The 16849-nt window shown below is 63.3% G+C and carries 15 protein-coding genes and 1 pseudogene; 10 read left to right on the top strand and 6 right to left on the bottom strand.

Annotation, left to right across the window (positions count from 1 at the left end; all coding sequences use genetic code 11):
* A pseudogene (locus DUPY_RS03085) lies at nt 1–830 on the bottom strand (penicillin-binding transpeptidase domain-containing protein); the annotation flags it as partial.
* A gap of 199 nt (nt 831–1029) precedes the next feature.
* Between DUPY_RS03085 and DUPY_RS03090 the strand changes: the two are divergent.
* Nucleotides 1030–1584 (top strand): YXWGXW repeat-containing protein, encoded by a 555-nt coding sequence (locus DUPY_RS03090; RefSeq protein ID WP_070246283.1) that lies wholly within the window; start codon nt 1030–1032, stop codon nt 1582–1584.
* Nucleotides 1584–2282, top strand: coding sequence for a ribonuclease HI family protein (locus DUPY_RS03095; RefSeq protein WP_070246285.1), 699 nt, complete (start codon nt 1584–1586; stop codon nt 2280–2282). The genes DUPY_RS03090 and DUPY_RS03095 overlap by 1 nt, the downstream gene beginning before the upstream one ends.
* Before the next feature lie 11 nt (nt 2283–2293).
* On the opposite strand, the gene DUPY_RS03100 is transcribed toward DUPY_RS03095, so the two are convergent.
* Nucleotides 2294–2788 carry a chemotaxis protein CheW gene (locus tag DUPY_RS03100; RefSeq protein ID WP_070246287.1) on the bottom strand — a complete coding sequence of 165 codons (495 nt, stop codon included), beginning with the start codon at nt 2786–2788 and terminating at the stop codon, nt 2294–2296.
* Between the two features lie 141 nt (nt 2789–2929).
* Between DUPY_RS03100 and DUPY_RS03105 the strand changes: the two genes are divergently transcribed.
* The 5 genes from DUPY_RS03105 (at nt 2930) to DUPY_RS03125 (ending at nt 7335) form a co-directional block, all read left to right on the top strand.
* Complete coding sequence (locus tag DUPY_RS03105; RefSeq protein ID WP_070246288.1) at nt 2930–3571, top strand: HD domain-containing protein; 642 nt, start codon at nt 2930–2932, stop codon at nt 3569–3571.
* Nucleotides 3571–4791: a TCR/Tet family MFS transporter gene (locus tag DUPY_RS03110; RefSeq protein WP_267875800.1), complete on the top strand. Its 1221-nt coding sequence runs from the start codon at nt 3571–3573 to the stop codon at nt 4789–4791. Before DUPY_RS03105 ends, DUPY_RS03110 begins: the two co-directional genes overlap by 1 nt.
* Nucleotides 4792–4983: 192 nt before the next feature.
* The gene (gene trpS / locus DUPY_RS03115; RefSeq protein ID WP_070246291.1) at nt 4984–6051 is read left to right on the top strand and encodes a tryptophan--tRNA ligase; all 1068 of its coding nucleotides are present in this window, start codon (nt 4984–4986) and stop codon (nt 6049–6051) included.
* Nucleotides 6052–6077: 26 nt separating this feature from the next.
* Nucleotides 6078–6359: a DUF1294 domain-containing protein gene (locus DUPY_RS03120; protein WP_070246293.1), complete on the top strand. Its 282-nt coding sequence runs from the start codon at nt 6078–6080 to the stop codon at nt 6357–6359.
* 1 nt (nt 6360) lies between these two features.
* Nucleotides 6361–7335, top strand: a complete 975-nt coding sequence (locus DUPY_RS03125; protein ID WP_070246295.1) for a DMT family transporter — start codon at nt 6361–6363, stop codon at nt 7333–7335.
* 113 nt (nt 7336–7448) lie between these two features.
* On the opposite strand, the gene DUPY_RS03130 is transcribed toward DUPY_RS03125, so the two are convergent.
* The 3 genes from DUPY_RS03130 to DUPY_RS03140 form a co-directional block, all read right to left on the bottom strand.
* Nucleotides 7449–8066, bottom strand: a complete 618-nt coding sequence (locus DUPY_RS03130) for an LON peptidase substrate-binding domain-containing protein (protein WP_070246297.1) — start codon at nt 8064–8066, stop codon at nt 7449–7451.
* Between the two features lie 163 nt (nt 8067–8229).
* Nucleotides 8230–8520 carry an H-NS histone family protein gene (locus DUPY_RS03135; RefSeq protein ID WP_070246299.1) on the bottom strand — a complete coding sequence of 97 codons (291 nt, stop codon included), beginning with the start codon at nt 8518–8520 and terminating at the stop codon, nt 8230–8232.
* Between the two features lie 262 nt (nt 8521–8782).
* Nucleotides 8783–11026, bottom strand: coding sequence for a TonB-dependent receptor plug domain-containing protein (locus DUPY_RS03140; RefSeq protein ID WP_084640517.1), 2244 nt, complete (start codon nt 11024–11026; stop codon nt 8783–8785).
* Nucleotides 11027–11236: 210 nt separating this feature from the next.
* Here DUPY_RS03140 and asd point away from each other — a divergent pair, with 210 nt between their 5' ends.
* Nucleotides 11237–12082, top strand: a complete 846-nt coding sequence (gene asd / locus DUPY_RS03145) for an archaetidylserine decarboxylase (RefSeq protein ID WP_070246301.1) — start codon at nt 11237–11239, stop codon at nt 12080–12082.
* Nucleotides 12083–12233: 151 nt separating this feature from the next.
* Nucleotides 12234–12545 (top strand): hypothetical protein, encoded by a 312-nt coding sequence (locus DUPY_RS03150; protein WP_070246303.1) that lies wholly within the window; start codon nt 12234–12236, stop codon nt 12543–12545.
* A 117-nt stretch (nt 12546–12662) separates the two neighbouring features.
* Here the strand turns inward: DUPY_RS03150 and DUPY_RS03155 are convergent, their stop codons facing one another.
* Nucleotides 12663–15830, bottom strand: a complete 3168-nt coding sequence (locus DUPY_RS03155; RefSeq protein WP_070246305.1) for an NAD(P)-binding protein — start codon at nt 15828–15830, stop codon at nt 12663–12665.
* 220 nt (nt 15831–16050) lie between these two features.
* Between DUPY_RS03155 and DUPY_RS03160 the strand changes: the two genes are divergently transcribed.
* Nucleotides 16051–16849 (top strand): hypothetical protein (locus DUPY_RS03160; RefSeq protein ID WP_141749406.1); only part of this gene is annotated, 799 nt, incomplete at its 3' end.

Raw genomic sequence — 16849 nt, forward strand, 5'->3', positions numbered from 1 at the left:
CCGGCGCGCGGACACAGCACATTGGCGCGCCGCTCCAGCCGCAGCGCCGAGGCTGCGCCCCACAGCAACCAGCCCTGCCGGCGCAGCGCCACCTGGCCGGCGGCGCCCTGCTCCACCTGCCCCAGGCTGGCGTCGGCGATCCAGCGCGCGTCGCCCTGGCGGCTGCGCCATGACAGGCTCAACGGTTCAGCCAGAGGGTCGGCGAAGTCGGCGCGGGCGTTGCCTTCGATGCGCACCTGCGGCATGGCATCCACGCCCGCGCCGCTGTCGGACACCAGCAGCACGTTGCGCAGCGCGGCAGTCGTGCCGGCCTTGAGATTGTCAGCCACCTGTCGCTCGACATCGGCGAAGCGCTCGCCCAGCCGCAGCGGCAGCAGGCGCGCGTCGCCAGGCGTGCCGGGACTGCGTAACTGGCTGCACAAATCCACCCGCACCACGGGCGCCGCTTCCATGCCGGCCAACACCAGCAGCGCGCCTTCCGCATGCAGGCTGGTGGTCGCGCCGGCGCGCTGCGGTACAGTGAAGACGGCGCCGGGCAAGGCGCTGCGCAGGAGGTCGACCGGCACCGTGGACGATACCGGCACGGCGGTGCCCAGGTGGCGCGCATGGCCGACGATCAGGGCGGCGCCGGCCAGCACCAGCAGCACGGCCAGCAGGGTCCACAGCCAGGCCGATCGACTCGACGGCAGCGCCATGGGGGCGCGGGCGGCCACCGGCACCAGTTGCGGGCGGGCGCGCGAGCGCGCTCCGGCGCGCAGGTTGGCCTGGCGACGACGTGCGCGGCGGCGCTCGGCCCAGGCCTGCAACAACTGGCTGAATAATCGCGGCATCGGGCACTCGTCTTCAAAGGGTAATAGCGCCGTGTAGCCGGGGGAGACGGAAAGCATCCTGTCGCTTACAATTCAGCGCTGACTTTGTGTCATATGTAAAAAGTTGCATCAATTACCGGTGCACTTGTGCGCGCTTGCTATATTTGATTCATCAGCACGCAGTACCAATGTCACACAGATGTCAAACAGGAGAACCACCATGACCACTCGCTCGCACACCGTTTTCGCCGCCGCCCTGCTGGCCCTGAGCGCCGCAGCTTTTACCCCTACGATCGCTTCCGCCCAGGTCGGCGTGAGCGTGGTGATCGGCCAGGCGCCGCCGCCCCTGCGCTACGAGCGCGTGCCGCCGCCGCGCAACGGCTACATCTGGTCGCCAGGCTATTGGGACTGGCGCAGCAACCGCCACGTGTGGATCGGCGGCGACTGGGTGGCGGTGCGTCCAGGCTACGTGTATTCGCAGCCGCACTGGGTGCAGCGCGAGGGTCGCTGGTACCGCGAACAAGCGCGCTGGAACCGTGGCCCCAATGGCGACCGCGATCATGACGGCGTACCCAACCGTTACGACCGCCACGACGACCGCCGCGATTACCGCCACGATTACCGCAGCGATCATCGTGGCGACCATCGCGGCAACAACGGTGGCCGGGGCGACCGCGACCACGACGGCGTGCCCAACCGCTATGACCGCGACCGCGATGGCGACGGCGTGCCCAACCGCAACGACCGCCGCCCGGACAATCCGCGCCGCGACTGATGCAGCCAACCGAACCACTGTTTGACACGCTGGCCACGGCCGCCTTTCACGGCGAGCGCGTGACCGCGCGCCGTCTGGCCACGCGCTCGCAACGGAGCGAAGCGCAGGCGCTGCTAGAAGTCCTGACGCAAGCGGCCGCCATGGCCGGCCTGGACGACCTGGCGGCGCTGCTGGCCGTGCGTGCCGGCGCAAGACAGCTCGATGCAGACCGCCGCGCCGGCCGCCGGGCCGAACAGGCAGCCCGGCTGGCGCACAGGAAGGCGCAACTGGCGCCGCCATCGGACCGCTGGCGCGGCTGGTTCGACGGTTCGGCCCATCCGAACCCGGGCCGCATCGGCATCGGCGCGTTGCTGTGCGGCCCCGCCGGCCAACGGATCGAGATCAGCCGCCGCGCCGGCCACGGCAACAGCGGCCAAGCCGAGTACCTGGCGCTGACCGCGCTACTGGAGGCGGCGGTGGAAGCAGGCGCACGCGACCTGCTGCTGTACGGCGACAGCCAGGTGGTAATCAATGATGTGAATGCGGGGAGTGTAACGGTCGGCGCGAGCGGCCTGGAAGACTATCGCGCCCGGGTGCTGGCGCTGATGGCGCAAACGGCAACGAGCCGCCTGCACTGGGTGCCGCGCCACCGCAACGGTGACGCCGACCGCCTGTCGCAACGAGCGATCGAACCATCGCCCGTTGAGAAAGAAGATTAGTCGACAGCGCCTCAGGCAGCCATCGCAGTCTTCTCGATCAGGCCCATGTCTTCGCTCGACATCAGCTTGTCGATATCGACCAGGATCAGCATGCGGTCTTCGATGGTGCCCAGCCCCACGATATGGTCGGTATTGATGGCCGAACCGATTTCCGGTGCCGGCTTGATCTGCTCGTGTGTCAGCGTGGTCACGTCCGAGACGCGATCGACCACCATGCCCACCACGCGGTGGCCGATGTTGAGGATGATGACCACGGTGAACTGGTCGTAGCTCGGCGTGCCCAGGTTGAACTTGATGCGCATGTCGACGATCGGCACGATGATGCCGCGCAGGTTGACCACGCCCTTGACGAATTCCGGCGCATTGGCGATGCGGGTCGGGGTTTCGTAGCTGCGAATCTCGCTCACTTTCTGGATGTCGATGCCGTATTCTTCCTGACCGAGCGTAAATGCCAGAAATTCACCGGCGGGGGAATTGGCGTGCAATTCGGTTACGTTGCTGTTCATGGCGGTAATCCTTCACTAAAAATATACCCCAATGTTACCTCATGTAAAGTTTCCAAGCACCAACTATTCTTAACTAAAGCGCTCCATCGCACAAAATTCATCGCCGGGCACGGTATGATGGTGCTTTGATTGCGGAGTGTCATGGATAGCTTGCTCGATTACTGGCAGCCGCGCCTGATTGCCCTGGCCGGCGCGCGCCAGGACGACGACGGTGCGCACGATATGAATCACCTGCACCGCGTGTGGCGCAACGCCACCCTGCTGCTGGCCCAGCACGAAGAGGCGGACGCGCTGGTGGTGTTGGCCGCCTGCTACCTGCACGATCTGGTCAACCTGCCCAAGAATCATCCCGAACGCCACCTGGCCTCGCGCCAGGCCGCCGTGCTGGCCGTGCGCGAACTCGGTGCGCGCGAGTTTCCGGCCGAACGACTGGCCGCCGTGGCCCACGCCATCGAGTGTCACAGTTTTTCCGCCGACCTGCCGGCCAGCACCATCGAAGCGCAGATCGTGCAGGACGCCGACCGCCTCGATGCGCTGGGCGCGGTGGGCCTGGCGCGGCTGTTTTATATCGCCGGCCGCATGGGTTCGAGCCTGGCGCACAGCCGCGATCCGCTGGCGCAGCACCGCGACCGCGATGACCGCGCCTATGCGCTCGACCATATCGAGACCAAGCTCGCCACCCTGCCCGGCAAGATGCAGACCGCCACCGGCCGCCGCCTGGGCCAGGAGCGCCTTGACGAACTGCTGGCGTTCCGCGACCGCTTTGCCGAAGAGTGGGCATAGTGCAGAAGGCTGGCAACCTCAATTTCATCCTGATCTGCGTGTTCATCGACATGCTGGGCGTGGGCCTGATCGTGCCGGTGCTGCCGGTGCTGGTTGGCCAGTTCACATCCTCGCGCGACGAGCAGTCGCTGTGGTACGGCGTGATGAGCGCCACCTTCGGCCTGATGCAGTTCCTGTTCATGCCCATGCTGGGCGCCTTGTCCGACCGCGTGGGCCGGCGCCCGGTGATGCTGTATTCGATGGGCGGCATGTGCGCGAATTTTCTTGCCACCGCCTGGGCGCCCAACCTGGCCTGCCTGTTCATCGGCCGCGTGATCGGCGGCATGTCGTCGGCCAGCATGTCGGTGGCGGCGGCCTATGCCTCCGACATCTCCACGCCCGAGAACCGCGCCAGGAGCTTCGGCAAGGTGGGCGCGGCCTTCGGCCTCGGTTTCATCTGCGGCCCGATGCTGGGCGGCCTGCTCGGCAGCGTCAATATCCATCTGCCGTTTTACGTGGCCGCCGGCCTGTCGGCCGCCAATTTCATTTATGGCTACCTGGTGGTGCCCGAATCGCTGGCGCCGGGTGTGCGACCACCGTTTGACAAGGCCCGCCTCAATCCTTTCACTTCGCTGATCAAGCTGGCACGGCGCACCGACATCCGGGGCCTGGTCGTCACCTTTACCCTGGTCACCTGCGCGCAGATGATGCTCAACACCACCTGGGTGCTGTACACCACGTTCCGTTTTGGCTGGTCGCCGGGCCAGAATGGTTTCGCGCTGTTCTGCGTGGGGTTGACGGCGGCCGTCGTGCAGGCCGGCCTGCTCGGGGTGCTGATCAAGCGCTGGGGCGAAGTCAGGCTGTCGGTGCTGGGCATCATTTCCGGCGCGGTGGCCTACCTGGCCTATGGCCTGGCCACCGAAGGCTGGATGATGTACGCCATCATCGTGTGCAATGTGCTGGCCTTTGCCGCCGGCCCGGCGCTGCAAAGCCTGGTCTCGCGCGCCACGCCGGCCGACGAACAGGGCGAGTTGATGGGGTCGCTGCAGTCGATCAGCAGCGCCGGCGTGATCGTGATGCCGCTGCTCGGGTCTTTCATCCTGGCCCAGGTGAGCCGGCTGCCGGCCGGCGACTGGCGCATCGGCGCCACCTTCTTCCTGTGCGCGGCCATGCAGGTAGCGGCCATCGTGGCGGCGCGGCGGTATTTCGCCACGCATCCGCATGCAACGGACCGGCCTTGACAGACCGCCGCCGAACTGCAACCATACGGGCCATGAATTCTTTCACCACATTGCTGCTGAATTGGCGTCGCTCCTAGCTAGCGCGGCCACTGCTTACCCATAGTGATGTGATATTTTTATCAACGCCGCCCTCGTCTGGTGGCGTTTTTTATGCGTCGAGCCGGACTTGGGCAACCCAAGGAATACTGCCCGATGAACCAGCCCGACCAGTCCCAAGTTATCTCCTCCGCACCCGGTGCCACCACTACCGCTGCGGCCAAGGGCCCGACCGTGATCCTCACCGGCGACCGCCCGACCGGCCCGCTGCACCTGGGCCACTACGTGGGCAGCCTGCGCAACCGCGTCACGTACCAGGACGACTACAAGCAATTCATCATGCTGGCCGACTCGCAAGCGCTGACCGACAATATGGAAGACGTCAACAAGGTCCACCGCAACGTGGTGGAAGTGGCGCTCGACTACCTGGCCGTCGGCATCGATCCGGCCAAATCGACCATCCTGATCCAGTCGCAAATTCCGGAACTGGCCGAACTGACCTTTTACTACCTGAACCTGGTGACCGTGGCGCGCCTCGAGCGTAACCCCACCGTCAAGGCCGAAATCGTGCTGCGCGGTTTCGAGCGCGACATTCCTGCGGGCTTCCTCACCTACCCGGCTTCGCAGGCGGCCGATATTTCGGCATTCAAGGCGTCGATCGTGCCGGTCGGTGAAGACCAGATCCCGATGATCGAGCAGACCAACGAAATCGTGCGCCGCTTCAACCGCCTGGCCAACCGCGAGATCCTGGTCGAGTGCAAGGCGCTGGTGCCGGAAATCGGCCGCTTGCCGGGCACCGACGGCAAGGCCAAGATGAGCAAGTCACTCGGCAACACCATCAACCTCGGCGCCACCGCCGCCGACATCACCGCCGCCGTCAAGAAGGTCTATACCGACCCGCTGCACTTGCGCGTGGAAGATCCCGGCCACCTGGAAGGCAACGTCGCCTTCATCTACCTCGACGCCTTCGATCCGGAAAAGGACAAGCTCGAAGAGATGAAAGCGCATTACGTGCGCGGCGGCCTGGGCGACTCGATCGTCAAGAAGCGCCTGGAAGTGGTGCTGCAGGAAATGCTGGCGCCGATCCGCGCGCGCCGCGAGGAACTGGCGCAGGACAAGGGTTACATCATGCAGATGCTCAAGGAAGGCACCTTCCGCGCGCGCGAAGTGGCGGCCAGGACCGCCGATGAAGTGAAGGCCGCGCTCGGCCTGTCGTACTTCTGAGCGTGCCTGCGCTCGCAGCGGGAACCATGTGGCCACTGCTGGCCATGTGGCTGGCCTCGGTGTATGCGGTGGCCAGCGTGGTCTGCTACATGGTCTACGCGGTCGACAAGGCTGCCGCCCGGCGCGGCGAGCGCCGCATCCCCGAGCGCGTGTTGCTGCTGATCGGCTTGCTGTGCGGCTGGCCCGGTGGCTGGCTGGCCCAGCGCCGGCTGCGCCACAAGACCGCCAAGACATCGTTCCAGGTCAAGTTCTGGCTAACGGTGGCGGTCAACCTGGCCGCCCTCGGCTGGCTGTGCTGGGGTTATTGAGATGTCGAACCGGGTGTTCAACGGTGTGCTGTGCGGCCTGCTGGCCGGGGCCATGTGGGGCATGGTGTTCATCGTGCCCGCCTACCTCACCGCGTTCACCCCGCTGGAAATGGCGTGCGGACGCTACATTGCCTATGGCCTGATCGCCGCCAGCCTGCTGGGCGGGCGCCTACCGCCGCTGCTGCGCCGGCTCGACCGCAGCGATATCATCGCCATGGTCAAGCATGCGCTGGCCGGCAATATCGTCTATTACATGTTGCTGGCGCTGGGCGTGCAGCTGGCCGGCGTGTCCGCCACGTCGCTGATCATCGGCGTGCTGCCGCTTACCGTCACCCTGATGGGCCGCAAGGACCACGGCGCGGTGCCGCTGCGCCAGCTGGCGTGGCCGCTGCTGCTGGTGGCCGCTGGCATCGCCTGTATCAATCTCGATGTGTTCTCGCATGACGCAGGATCGGGCGCCACCTTGCCAATCAAACTGGCCGGCGTGGCCTGCGCCGTCGGCGCGCTGCTGTGCTGGACCTGGTATTCGGTGGACAATGCCCGCTACCTCCAGCGCAATCCCCATTTCAGCAGCGGCGAATGGTCGGCGCTGTACGGCGTGTCCAGCGGCCTGATCGCGCTGGCGATTGCCGCCGTGGCGCTGGCCGTATTCCATGGCGACGTGACCGGCGCCGGCGCGGTGGCAAGCGGCCGCGACTGGACATTATTCTGGATCGTCAACGCCGTGCTGGCGCTGGGGGCATCGGTGATCGGCAATCATTTATGGAATATCGCCAGCCGCAGCGTGCCGCTGACGCTGTCGGGCCAGCTGATTTTATTTGAAACGCTGTTCGCGCTCGGCTATGGCTTTATCTTTCACCAGCAATGGCCGCGCGCGCTGGAAGTGATGGCCATGTTGTTACTAGTGGCGGGCGTGACGTGGTCGGTGCGGGTGCATGCGCTCGATAACGCCCCCGCCGTACATCCCGGCGATTAAGAGCGTCTAACAAAACCTCCATAACGGCGTTGCAGCTCCTCGCCGTACATTCGTACTGTCTTCGTCGCTGCGCCTTGCTCTGAAGGTTTTGTTAGACGCTCTAATATTTACAGCTATTGATCGAGTAAGCCATTTTCGCTGAGCACGTCCTGGATTAATTCCAGGCGCAGCACCGGATTTTCCTGCAACAGCAGGCGCTGTTTTTCTTCCTGCGGCAAACGCAGTAATTCGCACCAGCGATTCGCCACCCAACCGGCCTCATCTAATCTATACGGTGGCGACAACGGCATTTTCGATATCGAGATCTGTTTTTTTTGCAACGAACGTATCAGGGAACCGAGCGCATTGGCCACGTCCTGCTGTTCGGCGGGAACTGGCACCACCATATCTTCGGCCAGGATATCGACATCGGCCATCCATAAACCATGTTTCAACTGGTGCGCCGAACGCACCTGGAAACGCGTAGTGCCCACGCATGATATCTGCAACAGTCCCGGCATCGGTGTAACGCATTCGGCAATCCTGGCCATGGTACCGCCGCCCGATAAAGTATCCTGCTGATCGGGTACCCGGGTTTCGCTGCCTTCGAGCAGGCAAACCACGCCAAATTGTTCGTCTTGTTCTATACAGCGCTTGACCATGTCCAGATAACGCACTTCAAACACTTGCAGCGGCAAATGTCCATCAGGGAACAGAGTGGTGTTGAGGGGGAAAAGAGGAATCGAAGGCATGCCGCCATCATCGCACGAAAGTGCCGTGGCCGGCTTGGGCGCGCTCGCCTTTCAACAGAAAAGCAACGGCTTTATATAAAGAGGTAGAAAATGCAAGGCACACCGTGCGACTGCGAGCAGCGTGCCTTTGATTGCAACAAGGGTTGCAAAAACCAATACCGAATTACTTAATCAGGAACTGGTTTTTGTCTTTACCTTCGAGCCATTTAGGCGCGCGGCCACGGCCGGTCCAGGTTTGGCCGGTGGCTTCGTCGCGGTATTTGGTCGGTACCGGTGCGCGGGTTTTGACCGGCTTGGCTTTGGCCACGGTGCCCAGGTCGGCCATGGTCAGGCCATAATCGCGCATGATGGTGGCGATTTGTTCTTTGGCTTTGGTCACTTCGTTCTTGCGGGCGTTTTCAGCCAGGTTTTCCAGCTCGGCGATTTTGGCTTTGTACTCTTGATAGGTCGTCATCTTGAATCCTTCTTATCGGTGGGTTGTTCGCTAAAAAACCACAAGTGAGAATGTGTGAGAATTTTATAGGCGCAATTTACCATAACTTTGCCGTAATTCTCCAGTGGCGCACGGTACAAATACCAATATAACTATAAATCGCGAGTTTTTCCACAAAACCCGTCGCCTATCGAACGCGGGTTCGACCGGTATCATTGCGGCGGCGAATCGATTAAGGATTTGAACCGGGGAACGCGCCCGATGAATATCGGGCGGAAGAAACTTAAAACCGGCGCTCCACCGTTACCCGGAACTGGGTTTCTCCGGCATTGGTGGTGGAACGGGCCGAGGTTCCCTGGGCATCGGCATACAGCGATTCAGTGGTGTAATCCTGCGCCAGTAAATTCGATACCGCCACCCGCACATTATTACGGGGATCGATTTTCCACAGCGCATATACGTCGAGATCGCGCCGCACCGGGTTGTATCCGCTCTGGCTATCGGTCAGGCGCGCCAAACCGCCGTTACGGAAACTGAAACTGGTGCCGGTACTGAGTTCGCCATCGGCGCTTTTATAATCGAGGCCCACGGTAGCGCTCAGTGGCACTTGCTGGTCCAGGCGGTTATCCGGTCCCGGCACGCTGTCCACGCGTGACCAGTTGCGGCTGACGCTGGCGCGCACGTCGAGCGCCGGGGCGGCCTCGAACACCGTGCGTAGCGGGAACTTCGCTTCCAGCTCGATGCCGCGCGTTTCCGCTCGGCCATCGTTGACCTGCATTGCGAGCCAGCGCTCGCCTTCCTGCATCAGCACGTTGTGGGTATAGTCGTCGATCTGGCGCAGCGAGGCGCTGGCGCTGAGCATGGCGCCGTCTTCAAAATAATGTTCGATCGACGCATCGAGCCCCAACGCCACCTCGGGTTTGAGGAGCGGGTTGCCACGGCGGTCGGGGTCGAGTCGGCTGTTGTTGGCCGAGATGAAATTGCGCGGCACCATGTTGGCGGTGGCCGGCGCCTTGTAGGTCCGGGTCAGCGCCAGGCGCAATTGATCCTTCTTGTTGGGCAGCTTGTACAGGGTCTGGAACAGCGGGCTGAGCACGCTGGAACGCTGGCTGACCGGGTCGAAGCCGGCGCCGTCGATCTCGGTCTGGTAGCCCTCCCAGCGCACGCCGGCGTACATCGACCAGCGTGGGGTGATATTCCACTCGTCCTGGCCGAACAGCGCCACGCGGGTAATGCGGGCAGAGAAGTCCTCGTCGAGGTTGGTCGGATTGCTGCCCGCGATCGGCGCTTCGCGCTGGCGGCGGTGGTCGTCGCGGTCGGTCACGCCCACGTCCCAGCCCAGCGACAGCGCGTGCTCGGGCGCCTGCTCGCCGTCGTGGGCTGCGCCCAGCACCAGCGGGCGCGAATACTTGCCCTGGCTGCTGAAGCCCTGCTCGGTGGTTTTGGACGCCACCGTGCGCTCGAGCGTCGGCGCCCGCCCCTCTTTGCTGCCCAGGTTGAAACTGTCGGAGTTGTTACGCAGGCCGTTGACGCCGAACTTGGCGTCGAGCTTGGCGCCCTCTTGCAACTGCTTTACCCAGTTGAGGTCGGTGCGGGCAAAGCCGTTGTGGCTATTGAAATTGCCGTCGATGCGGTCGTAGTCGGGGCCGGGGTCGGCGGCCAGTTCCACGCTGGTCAGGCTCTGGCTGTCGCTGGAGAAGGTGTTGTAGTTGATGAAGGTCTGCCAGGTCAGCGTGTCGCCGCCGCCCAGCGCCCAGTTGATGCGCGGCGACAGGTTGAAGCCGTCGGAGCGGCCGTGGTCGGACCAGGTGGACGCGCGGGCCACATCGGCCACGCCGGCCGCATCGGTGCCGGTTTCATAGCTGGGCGTGGTGCGGTCGTACTGGTAGCGCCAGGCATTGGCGCCCATCGAATACGACATGGCGCCATCACGGTCCGACCACTGGATGCTGGCGCTCGGCGAGCTGAAAGTGCTGCCCTTGGCGCCGCTGAGCTTGAACACGTGCTGGTCGAGCTTGACCGTTTTCTTCAGCACGATATTGATGGTGCCGGCAATCGACTGGGTGGAGAACTCTGCGCTGGCCGCGCGCAGCACCTCGATGCGCTCGATCACGTCGGGCGCCAGGTTGTCGATCGAGAAGCCGGCCGGCGCTTTTTCGCCGTTGATCAGGATTTGGGTGTAGCCGGCGCCGAGCCCGCGCATGCGGATTTCGCCGCCGCCACGGCCGGCCGCGCCGCCAACGGTAATGCCGGGCAGGCGCTTGAGCACGTCGTTGACCGAGGTGTCGCCGTATTTCTGGATTTCTTCGCTGTTGACCACCACCTTGCTGGCAGTGTCGTCGCGCCGCGCGTCGTACGTGGCAGCGCTGCCCTTGATCGTCACCATCTGCATGGCCGGTGTCGCTGCAGTGACGAGCTTGGCCTTGACGACGTCAGGTGCGTCGTCGGCGTGGGCCGCGCTGGCAGCAAGCAACAAGGAAAGGGAAGCAATGGCTGCGGCGATCGGGCGCAAGGCGGGCTTGGACATGGGTAGGCAGTAGAAAAACGATGGGATGTGACATTATGCATTGCCTAAGTTAAACATTGATGACTTCCTCCAGCGCAATGTCTTCGATGCGACACTTTGGCGAAATTTCGTCATGCCGATTGGTAAAAATCTCACCTCCGCGTGACTTCGCTACAACACTGGCGATGCGTTTATAATGCGCGATCGTCCCTTCGTTATTGGAATGCCATCGTGTCCGACCGCCTAGCCGTTTTGCCCCAATACCTGCTTCCCAAGGGAGCGCTGACCAACTTCGCCGGCCGAGTGGCCGGCGCCAAGGGCGGCGCCATGACGACTCGCCTGATACGCTGGTTCGTGGGCCGTTACGACGTCAACATGGGCGAGGCCTTGAATCCGGACATCGCCAGTTACGCGAGCTTCAACGAGTTCTTCACCCGTGCCTTGCGCCCGGACGCCCGGCCGCTGGCCGACGCCGCGTTCGTCTGCCCGGTTGACGGCCGCATCAGCCAGTTCGGCGCCATCGAGGACGACCAGATTTTCCAGGCCAAGGGCCACAAGTTTACAACCACCGCGCTGGTCGGCGGCGATGCGGCGCTGGCCGCCAAGTTTCAACATGGCAGCTTTGCCAACCTGTACCTGAGCCCGCGCGACTACCACCGCATCCACATGCCGGTAGATGGCAAGCTCACCCGCATGATCTATGTGCCGGGCGAGCTGTTCTCGGTCAATCCCACGACCGCGCGCGGCATCCCCGGCCTGTTTGCCCGCAACGAGCGCGTAGTGTGCGTGTTCGAGACGGCCCACGGGCCGTTCGTGATGACGCTGGTGGGCGCCACCATCGTCGGCAGCATGGCGACTGTCTGGCACGGCTTGGTCAATCCGCCGCGCCTGCCCAAGGTTACCGAGTGGACTTATGACGACAAGAACATCGTGCTGAAAAAAGGCGATGAGCTGGGCCGTTTCCTGCTCGGCTCCACCGTGGTGATGTTGTTTCCGAAAGATACGCTGCGTTTCAATCCGGCATGGCAGCCGGCCGGCCCGGTGCGCCTGGGTGAAGTGATGGCCACGCTGGCCTGACAATCTGCACGATAGTTTCCTGACGAAGCTTCCTACAAGGGAACGGCGTGTGCACCTACGCGCCCGCGCTTCAGCGCGGCTTACACTGTGAGTTCGGGCAATGAGAATGTTAAATCAACGTGATCAGTCCCGCACTTCCAGGAGAATTATCATGAGCCAAGCGAACAAACGCGGTTTCAAACCCGGCGCCAATATGCCGCACGACAATTACGATCCGATGGAACAGGGCATGTCCGAGAGCGGCAACCACGCCGTGGGCCATCCCGGCAACGACAATCCCACGACCAACCACGAGCAGCACGGCCGCCAGCCCGCGCGCTCCGAGCAGAGCGTACGCCAGGGCAACCTGGGCCGCAGCTACCACGACAGCAAGCAGGACGCCGCTGCGGCAGCTGCGCAAACCACGCATCGCTACAACGCGGCTGGCGCCCGGGCCGATAGCCATAGTGGCAAGAGTCGTTGAGTTGCCATAGCCGTCGACATACGGCGCGTCATTGTGACGCTCAGCATGGATTCCCGCCTGCGCGGGAATGACGGCTCTTAAGCTAACGATTTAGCCACACCGCGCCTCTTTTTCCCTTCAAACAAAATCAGTCTCGCCATCGATGTCGACCGGATAGCCGCTGATTGCGCGCGAGGTCTGCATGCCTGCCATTACCGCCGCCTCCACGCAACCGGCATTGAGGCCGGTCTTGATCCAGTCGCCGGTCAGGAACAGGTTGCCAAAGCCCGACTGGTCGGTGCGCAGCCGGTATTTCGTACTGCCTACCACCGACATCACGTAACGCTCCGACGGATCGACATTGGCGCGCCAGTACTGGGCGTCGAAGCGCTGCACGCCAGTAGCGCCGGTGCCATCGACCAGCCACTGCCACGGGAACGCGCCGGCCGGCCCTGCCGCTGACCACAGCGCCGCGATCTCGCCGCTCAGCTGGTTGATCGCGCCGTCCTTCGCCTGCAGCGCCATGCGCGCGGGAAAACCGGTATCGGTGGCAGGCGGGTAGTCGCTTACCGTCAGCGCGCTGCAGAAGTACGAGACGTTGCGCGGCTCGGTCCCCTCCGCCCAGTCCTCGCGCACCAGCAGCTGGTCCATCGGCGCCCAGGTGTCGTATGGCTCGGTAAAGCCGCTGAGCACCGGCTGCTGGCCACCCGGCTGGTGGCTCCAGCCCATCTGCGCGAGGTCCTTGTCCAGCCACACCTGGTAGGCCTGCGTGGCCACCGTTTTCACGTGCTCGGACGTGGCCAGCAGCGCCGGGCTGTGCGCCAGCAGCTGCGGGCACAGCGCCGGCAGCGAACCGATCGAAATGCCGAACACCACCTGGTCGAAATCGACACCGCGCCTGAGCGTATGCGTGGGCAGCGGCTTGCCGAAGCGTTCCTGGTATTGCTGCGGCCAGTCGGTCCAGTGCGATTCGAGGTTGATCTCTTTCACTTGCAGCAGCTCGGCCTGGTCAGGATCGAGTTGGCTGTAGAGCGGCTGGCTCGGCCAGCAGGCCAGGCCCTTGACGTCCACCAGCGGGTAGTAATCGTCGCCGGCGGCGGCCATGGTGACCTGTTCGGTCATGCGGATGCTGCCGATCTGCGCACCGTCGGGCACCAGTTCCTCGACCTTGTGGAAAAACTTGAACTTGACGCCGCGCGCCACCAGCGCCTCGTACAGCGGCGTAAACACCACGTCGCCCATGCCGGCCTGCATCTTGAACATGATGCCGCCCTTGTAGCACAGGCCGATGCGCGCCATGGACCGCAGCAGCGTGCCGGCCTCGATGTTCGGCTTGCCGAAGTCGCCGCCCTCGTAGGCGAACACCAGGTCGTAAAATCCGCGCACCGGCGCCGAGTTGACCGACAGTTCTTCGTGGCCGCCGTGCTTGCGCAGCCAGGCGCGGAAGTCGATGTCGTTGATCACGTCGAAGCCGTTCCTGATCACGCCGTCATCGAACACGCCTTTCATGACCGTGGTGCCCAGGTCGATGCAAATGAACAGGCGGCGCACGTCGTCCATGATGTCGGCGCCGGCGCCGCCCTTGCCACCTGGGTTGCCGCTGTCGGCGCGCGCCAGCAGCGTGCCGTAGCGGCTGTGCAGGCGCGTGCGCACGCCGGCCATCACGCCGGCCAGCGCATGGTGCTCGAGCTCGGTGTGGCGGCGCGTATCGGGCGACAGGTTGGCCACCATGCCGGACAAGGCACTGCCCAGCAGTTTGAAATCTTCGGCCAGCTCGCCGACGGTATTGGCCACGCCCTCGGCCAGGTGATACAGCCAGTCGGGCACGATGCCAGTGTGGTGAGGGTGGTCTTCCAGGTCCAGCGCCTCGGTCAGGCGGTCGAGGCTCTTGATCCATTTTTCGATCCAGCCGACCATGGCCACCGCCAGCTGCCACAAGGTGATCTCCTGGTCGCCCTCGCCCGGCACGCCCGGCAGGGTCGGAAACACGATCGACCAGTTGCGCCAGTGGCCGCCCACGTCTTCCGACAGCGCCACGTAGTCGTGCTGCTTGAAGGCGTCGTGCCAGGTGGCCAGCGGCGCGCCGGCCGGGCGATTGAGGCTGCCATACGCCTGCTTGATCATTTTGAAGGCGTTGGTGTAGAAGCCGAACCAGATGTGCAGGCCGTGTTCCTCGATGCGCTGGCCGTATTGGGCGTTGCGCCCGCTGGCGCCCTTGCCGCCCAGGCGCCAGCCTTGCTGGTACACGGTGATGTCGTAGTTGTTCTGCCAGCCCGGCTGGTCGCTCAGGTAGTAAGCAGCGGTCATGGCCGACACGCCGCCGCCGAGCACGGCGATCTTTTGCGGCGCGATGGTCGAGTTGTCGACCAGTTCCTCGCCCGGCTGGGCGGTGAAATCGAAATTGAGGTTGAACGGCAGGATGGCGTCTTGCGCACCGAGCTTGAAACCGAGAGTCTGGTCGAGCGGGAAGCTGTCGAACGCGTGCAGCACGGCCTGGTATTCGTAGCCGAGCAGCTTGCCGCCGTGGATTTTTTCGACCGTGGCAGGCGCGGCCAGGATGGCCTGGTACACGGCGTTGACGCCGGCGCTGTCCGGGAACTGTTTCAGGAAAATCTGGTCGATGCGCGGGTTGCGCAGCAGCGAAATGATGTCGTCCCAGCCGGCCACGTCGAGGTTGAAGAAATCGGGGATGGACAGGAACAGTTCGATCGCCTCTTCGATCAGATCGAGCACGCTGTGCACGGGTTTTTCGATGCCGGTCTTTTCGGTGGCATTGACCTCCAGCAGCGGGTGCATGGCGATGCGCGTTTCAGGCGAAAACGGGTGAAAGCCCTTGGCGGCGACCGCGCAGCGCAGCGGCTCGGCGCCCGCCGTGGGAATCTCGTACTCGCACAGGTATTTCGGATAGCCGAACAGTTCGCGGCCGTTGATCAGCGCCATGCCGTCATCGACAAAAATATGCGCCGGGTAGTAGTAGATGTGGGCCAGTTCGCCCTCGGCGTCCATGGCGCCCACCATGATCCAGGTGACGATGTCGATCTCGGTGATCCAGCCCTTGGCCTGGTCCACCGGGACGGCCGAATTGGCGTGGTTGACGCGGGTAAACGTGGTGAGCACATACGGTGAAATGGCCTTGAAGCGCATGCGTGCGCCGGCCACGCGGTTGAGCGTGTCGTCGAGCGTGGCCTGCAGGCGGGCACTGTCGCCCTTGATGAAGAAGCCGACCATCTCGGCGTTCTTCAGTTGCAGCGGCGAGTGCATCAGCGCCGAACCGCCTTGGTAAATATAGGGAGGCCGTGTTGCCATTTGCTAATCCATATCAAAAGAAGAACGGGCTTTTTAGTGTAAGGCAAAACTTTATATTGCCCAAAATTAATTTGCTGTTCAGCACGTTCGACCGGATCAAACCGTTGAGTTTTTAACACCTCGACCTAAAGTTACCGCGCATGTTGTCGATAAAACACACATGAGTCTGTTTAATGGCGACCAGCCGGCAGCGCCAGCGTACTGAAAAAAGGAACGAACCATGACGACGATTTCCGGCAGCATCAGCCCAAGCGTGATATTTACGACACCGGTGCGCGCTGCGGTCAAAAGCGCTGACCAGCCCCCGACGGCCCTCGTCGAACCAGCGAACCTGGCGGTCGAGCAAAAAGTGGCGTTCGCGCGGGAAGCGGCGAGTCCCGCAGCGCCGCCGTCACAGGCAAATACCCCTGTGATAGCGAACGATCCCGGCACAGCAGGCGCACAACCCGCTGAGCAGCCACGCGGCGTCTATTTTGCGACTGGCAAGAACGAGAAATACCTGGCCAAACCCGTGGTACAGACGCCCGAGATCAAGGCGGAAATCGCCAGGGTGCGGGCGGAAGGCAACAAGGCGCGCGAGGAAATGGAGAAGTTCATGGAATCGGCGGGTATCCCCGTCCCGCAGAAAACCCAGCCGACCGGCCCGATCTATTACATCCTGCCGCAAATCGACGATCTTTGGCTGGACGGCGCAGAGAATGTGATGGAGATGACCAAGCTGCTTGCGGAAAGTGGCAAGGCGGTTAACACCCCGGTCAGAGGGCGCTACGGTGAGCAGGAAATTACCGACCTGACCGCCTATCAAGCCATCTTGACTGACTACATGGGCAAGCTTAAAAGCGGAGAAGTGAAGCCTGCACCGATACCGCTGCACCCGTTCTGGGCCCAATCTGCCACGGTATCGAACGATGCCGCCGCGCCTGGCACGGCACCGGCTGAGCAACCACGCGGTGTATATTTTGCCACTGGCAAGAACGAGAAATACCTGGCCAAACCCGTGGTACAGACGCCCGAGATCA

The organism is Duganella phyllosphaerae (assembly GCF_001758785.1).
In the GTDB taxonomy this organism is placed as follows: Bacteria; Pseudomonadota; Gammaproteobacteria; order Burkholderiales; family Burkholderiaceae_D; genus Rugamonas; species Rugamonas phyllosphaerae.

Bases quoted from the DNA above. Each gene is read 5' to 3' on its own strand.
- DUPY_RS03095 (WP_070246285.1), top strand. From the start codon at position 1,584: ATGCAGCCAACCGAACCACTGTTTGACACGCTGGCCACGGCCGCCTTT.
- DUPY_RS03105 (WP_070246288.1), top strand. From the start codon at position 2,930: ATGGATAGCTTGCTCGATTACTGGCAGCCGCGCCTGATTGCCCTGGCC.
- trpS (WP_070246291.1), top strand. From the start codon at position 4,984: ATGAACCAGCCCGACCAGTCCCAAGTTATCTCCTCCGCACCCGGTGCC.
- DUPY_RS03155 (WP_070246305.1), bottom strand. From the start codon at position 15,830: ATGGCAACACGGCCTCCCTATATTTACCAAGGCGGTTCGGCGCTGATG.
- DUPY_RS03135 (WP_070246299.1), bottom strand. From the start codon at position 8,520: ATGACGACCTATCAAGAGTACAAAGCCAAAATCGCCGAGCTGGAAAAC.
- DUPY_RS03090 (WP_070246283.1), top strand. From the start codon at position 1,030: ATGACCACTCGCTCGCACACCGTTTTCGCCGCCGCCCTGCTGGCCCTG.
- DUPY_RS03130 (WP_070246297.1), bottom strand. From the start codon at position 8,066: ATGCCTTCGATTCCTCTTTTCCCCCTCAACACCACTCTGTTCCCTGAT.
- DUPY_RS03100 (WP_070246287.1), bottom strand. From the start codon at position 2,788: ATGAACAGCAACGTAACCGAATTGCACGCCAATTCCCCCGCCGGTGAA.
- DUPY_RS03125 (WP_070246295.1), top strand. From the start codon at position 6,361: ATGTCGAACCGGGTGTTCAACGGTGTGCTGTGCGGCCTGCTGGCCGGG.
- DUPY_RS03120 (WP_070246293.1), top strand. From the start codon at position 6,078: ATGTGGCCACTGCTGGCCATGTGGCTGGCCTCGGTGTATGCGGTGGCC.
- DUPY_RS03140 (WP_084640517.1), bottom strand. From the start codon at position 11,026: ATGTCCAAGCCCGCCTTGCGCCCGATCGCCGCAGCCATTGCTTCCCTT.
- DUPY_RS03150 (WP_070246303.1), top strand. From the start codon at position 12,234: ATGAGCCAAGCGAACAAACGCGGTTTCAAACCCGGCGCCAATATGCCG.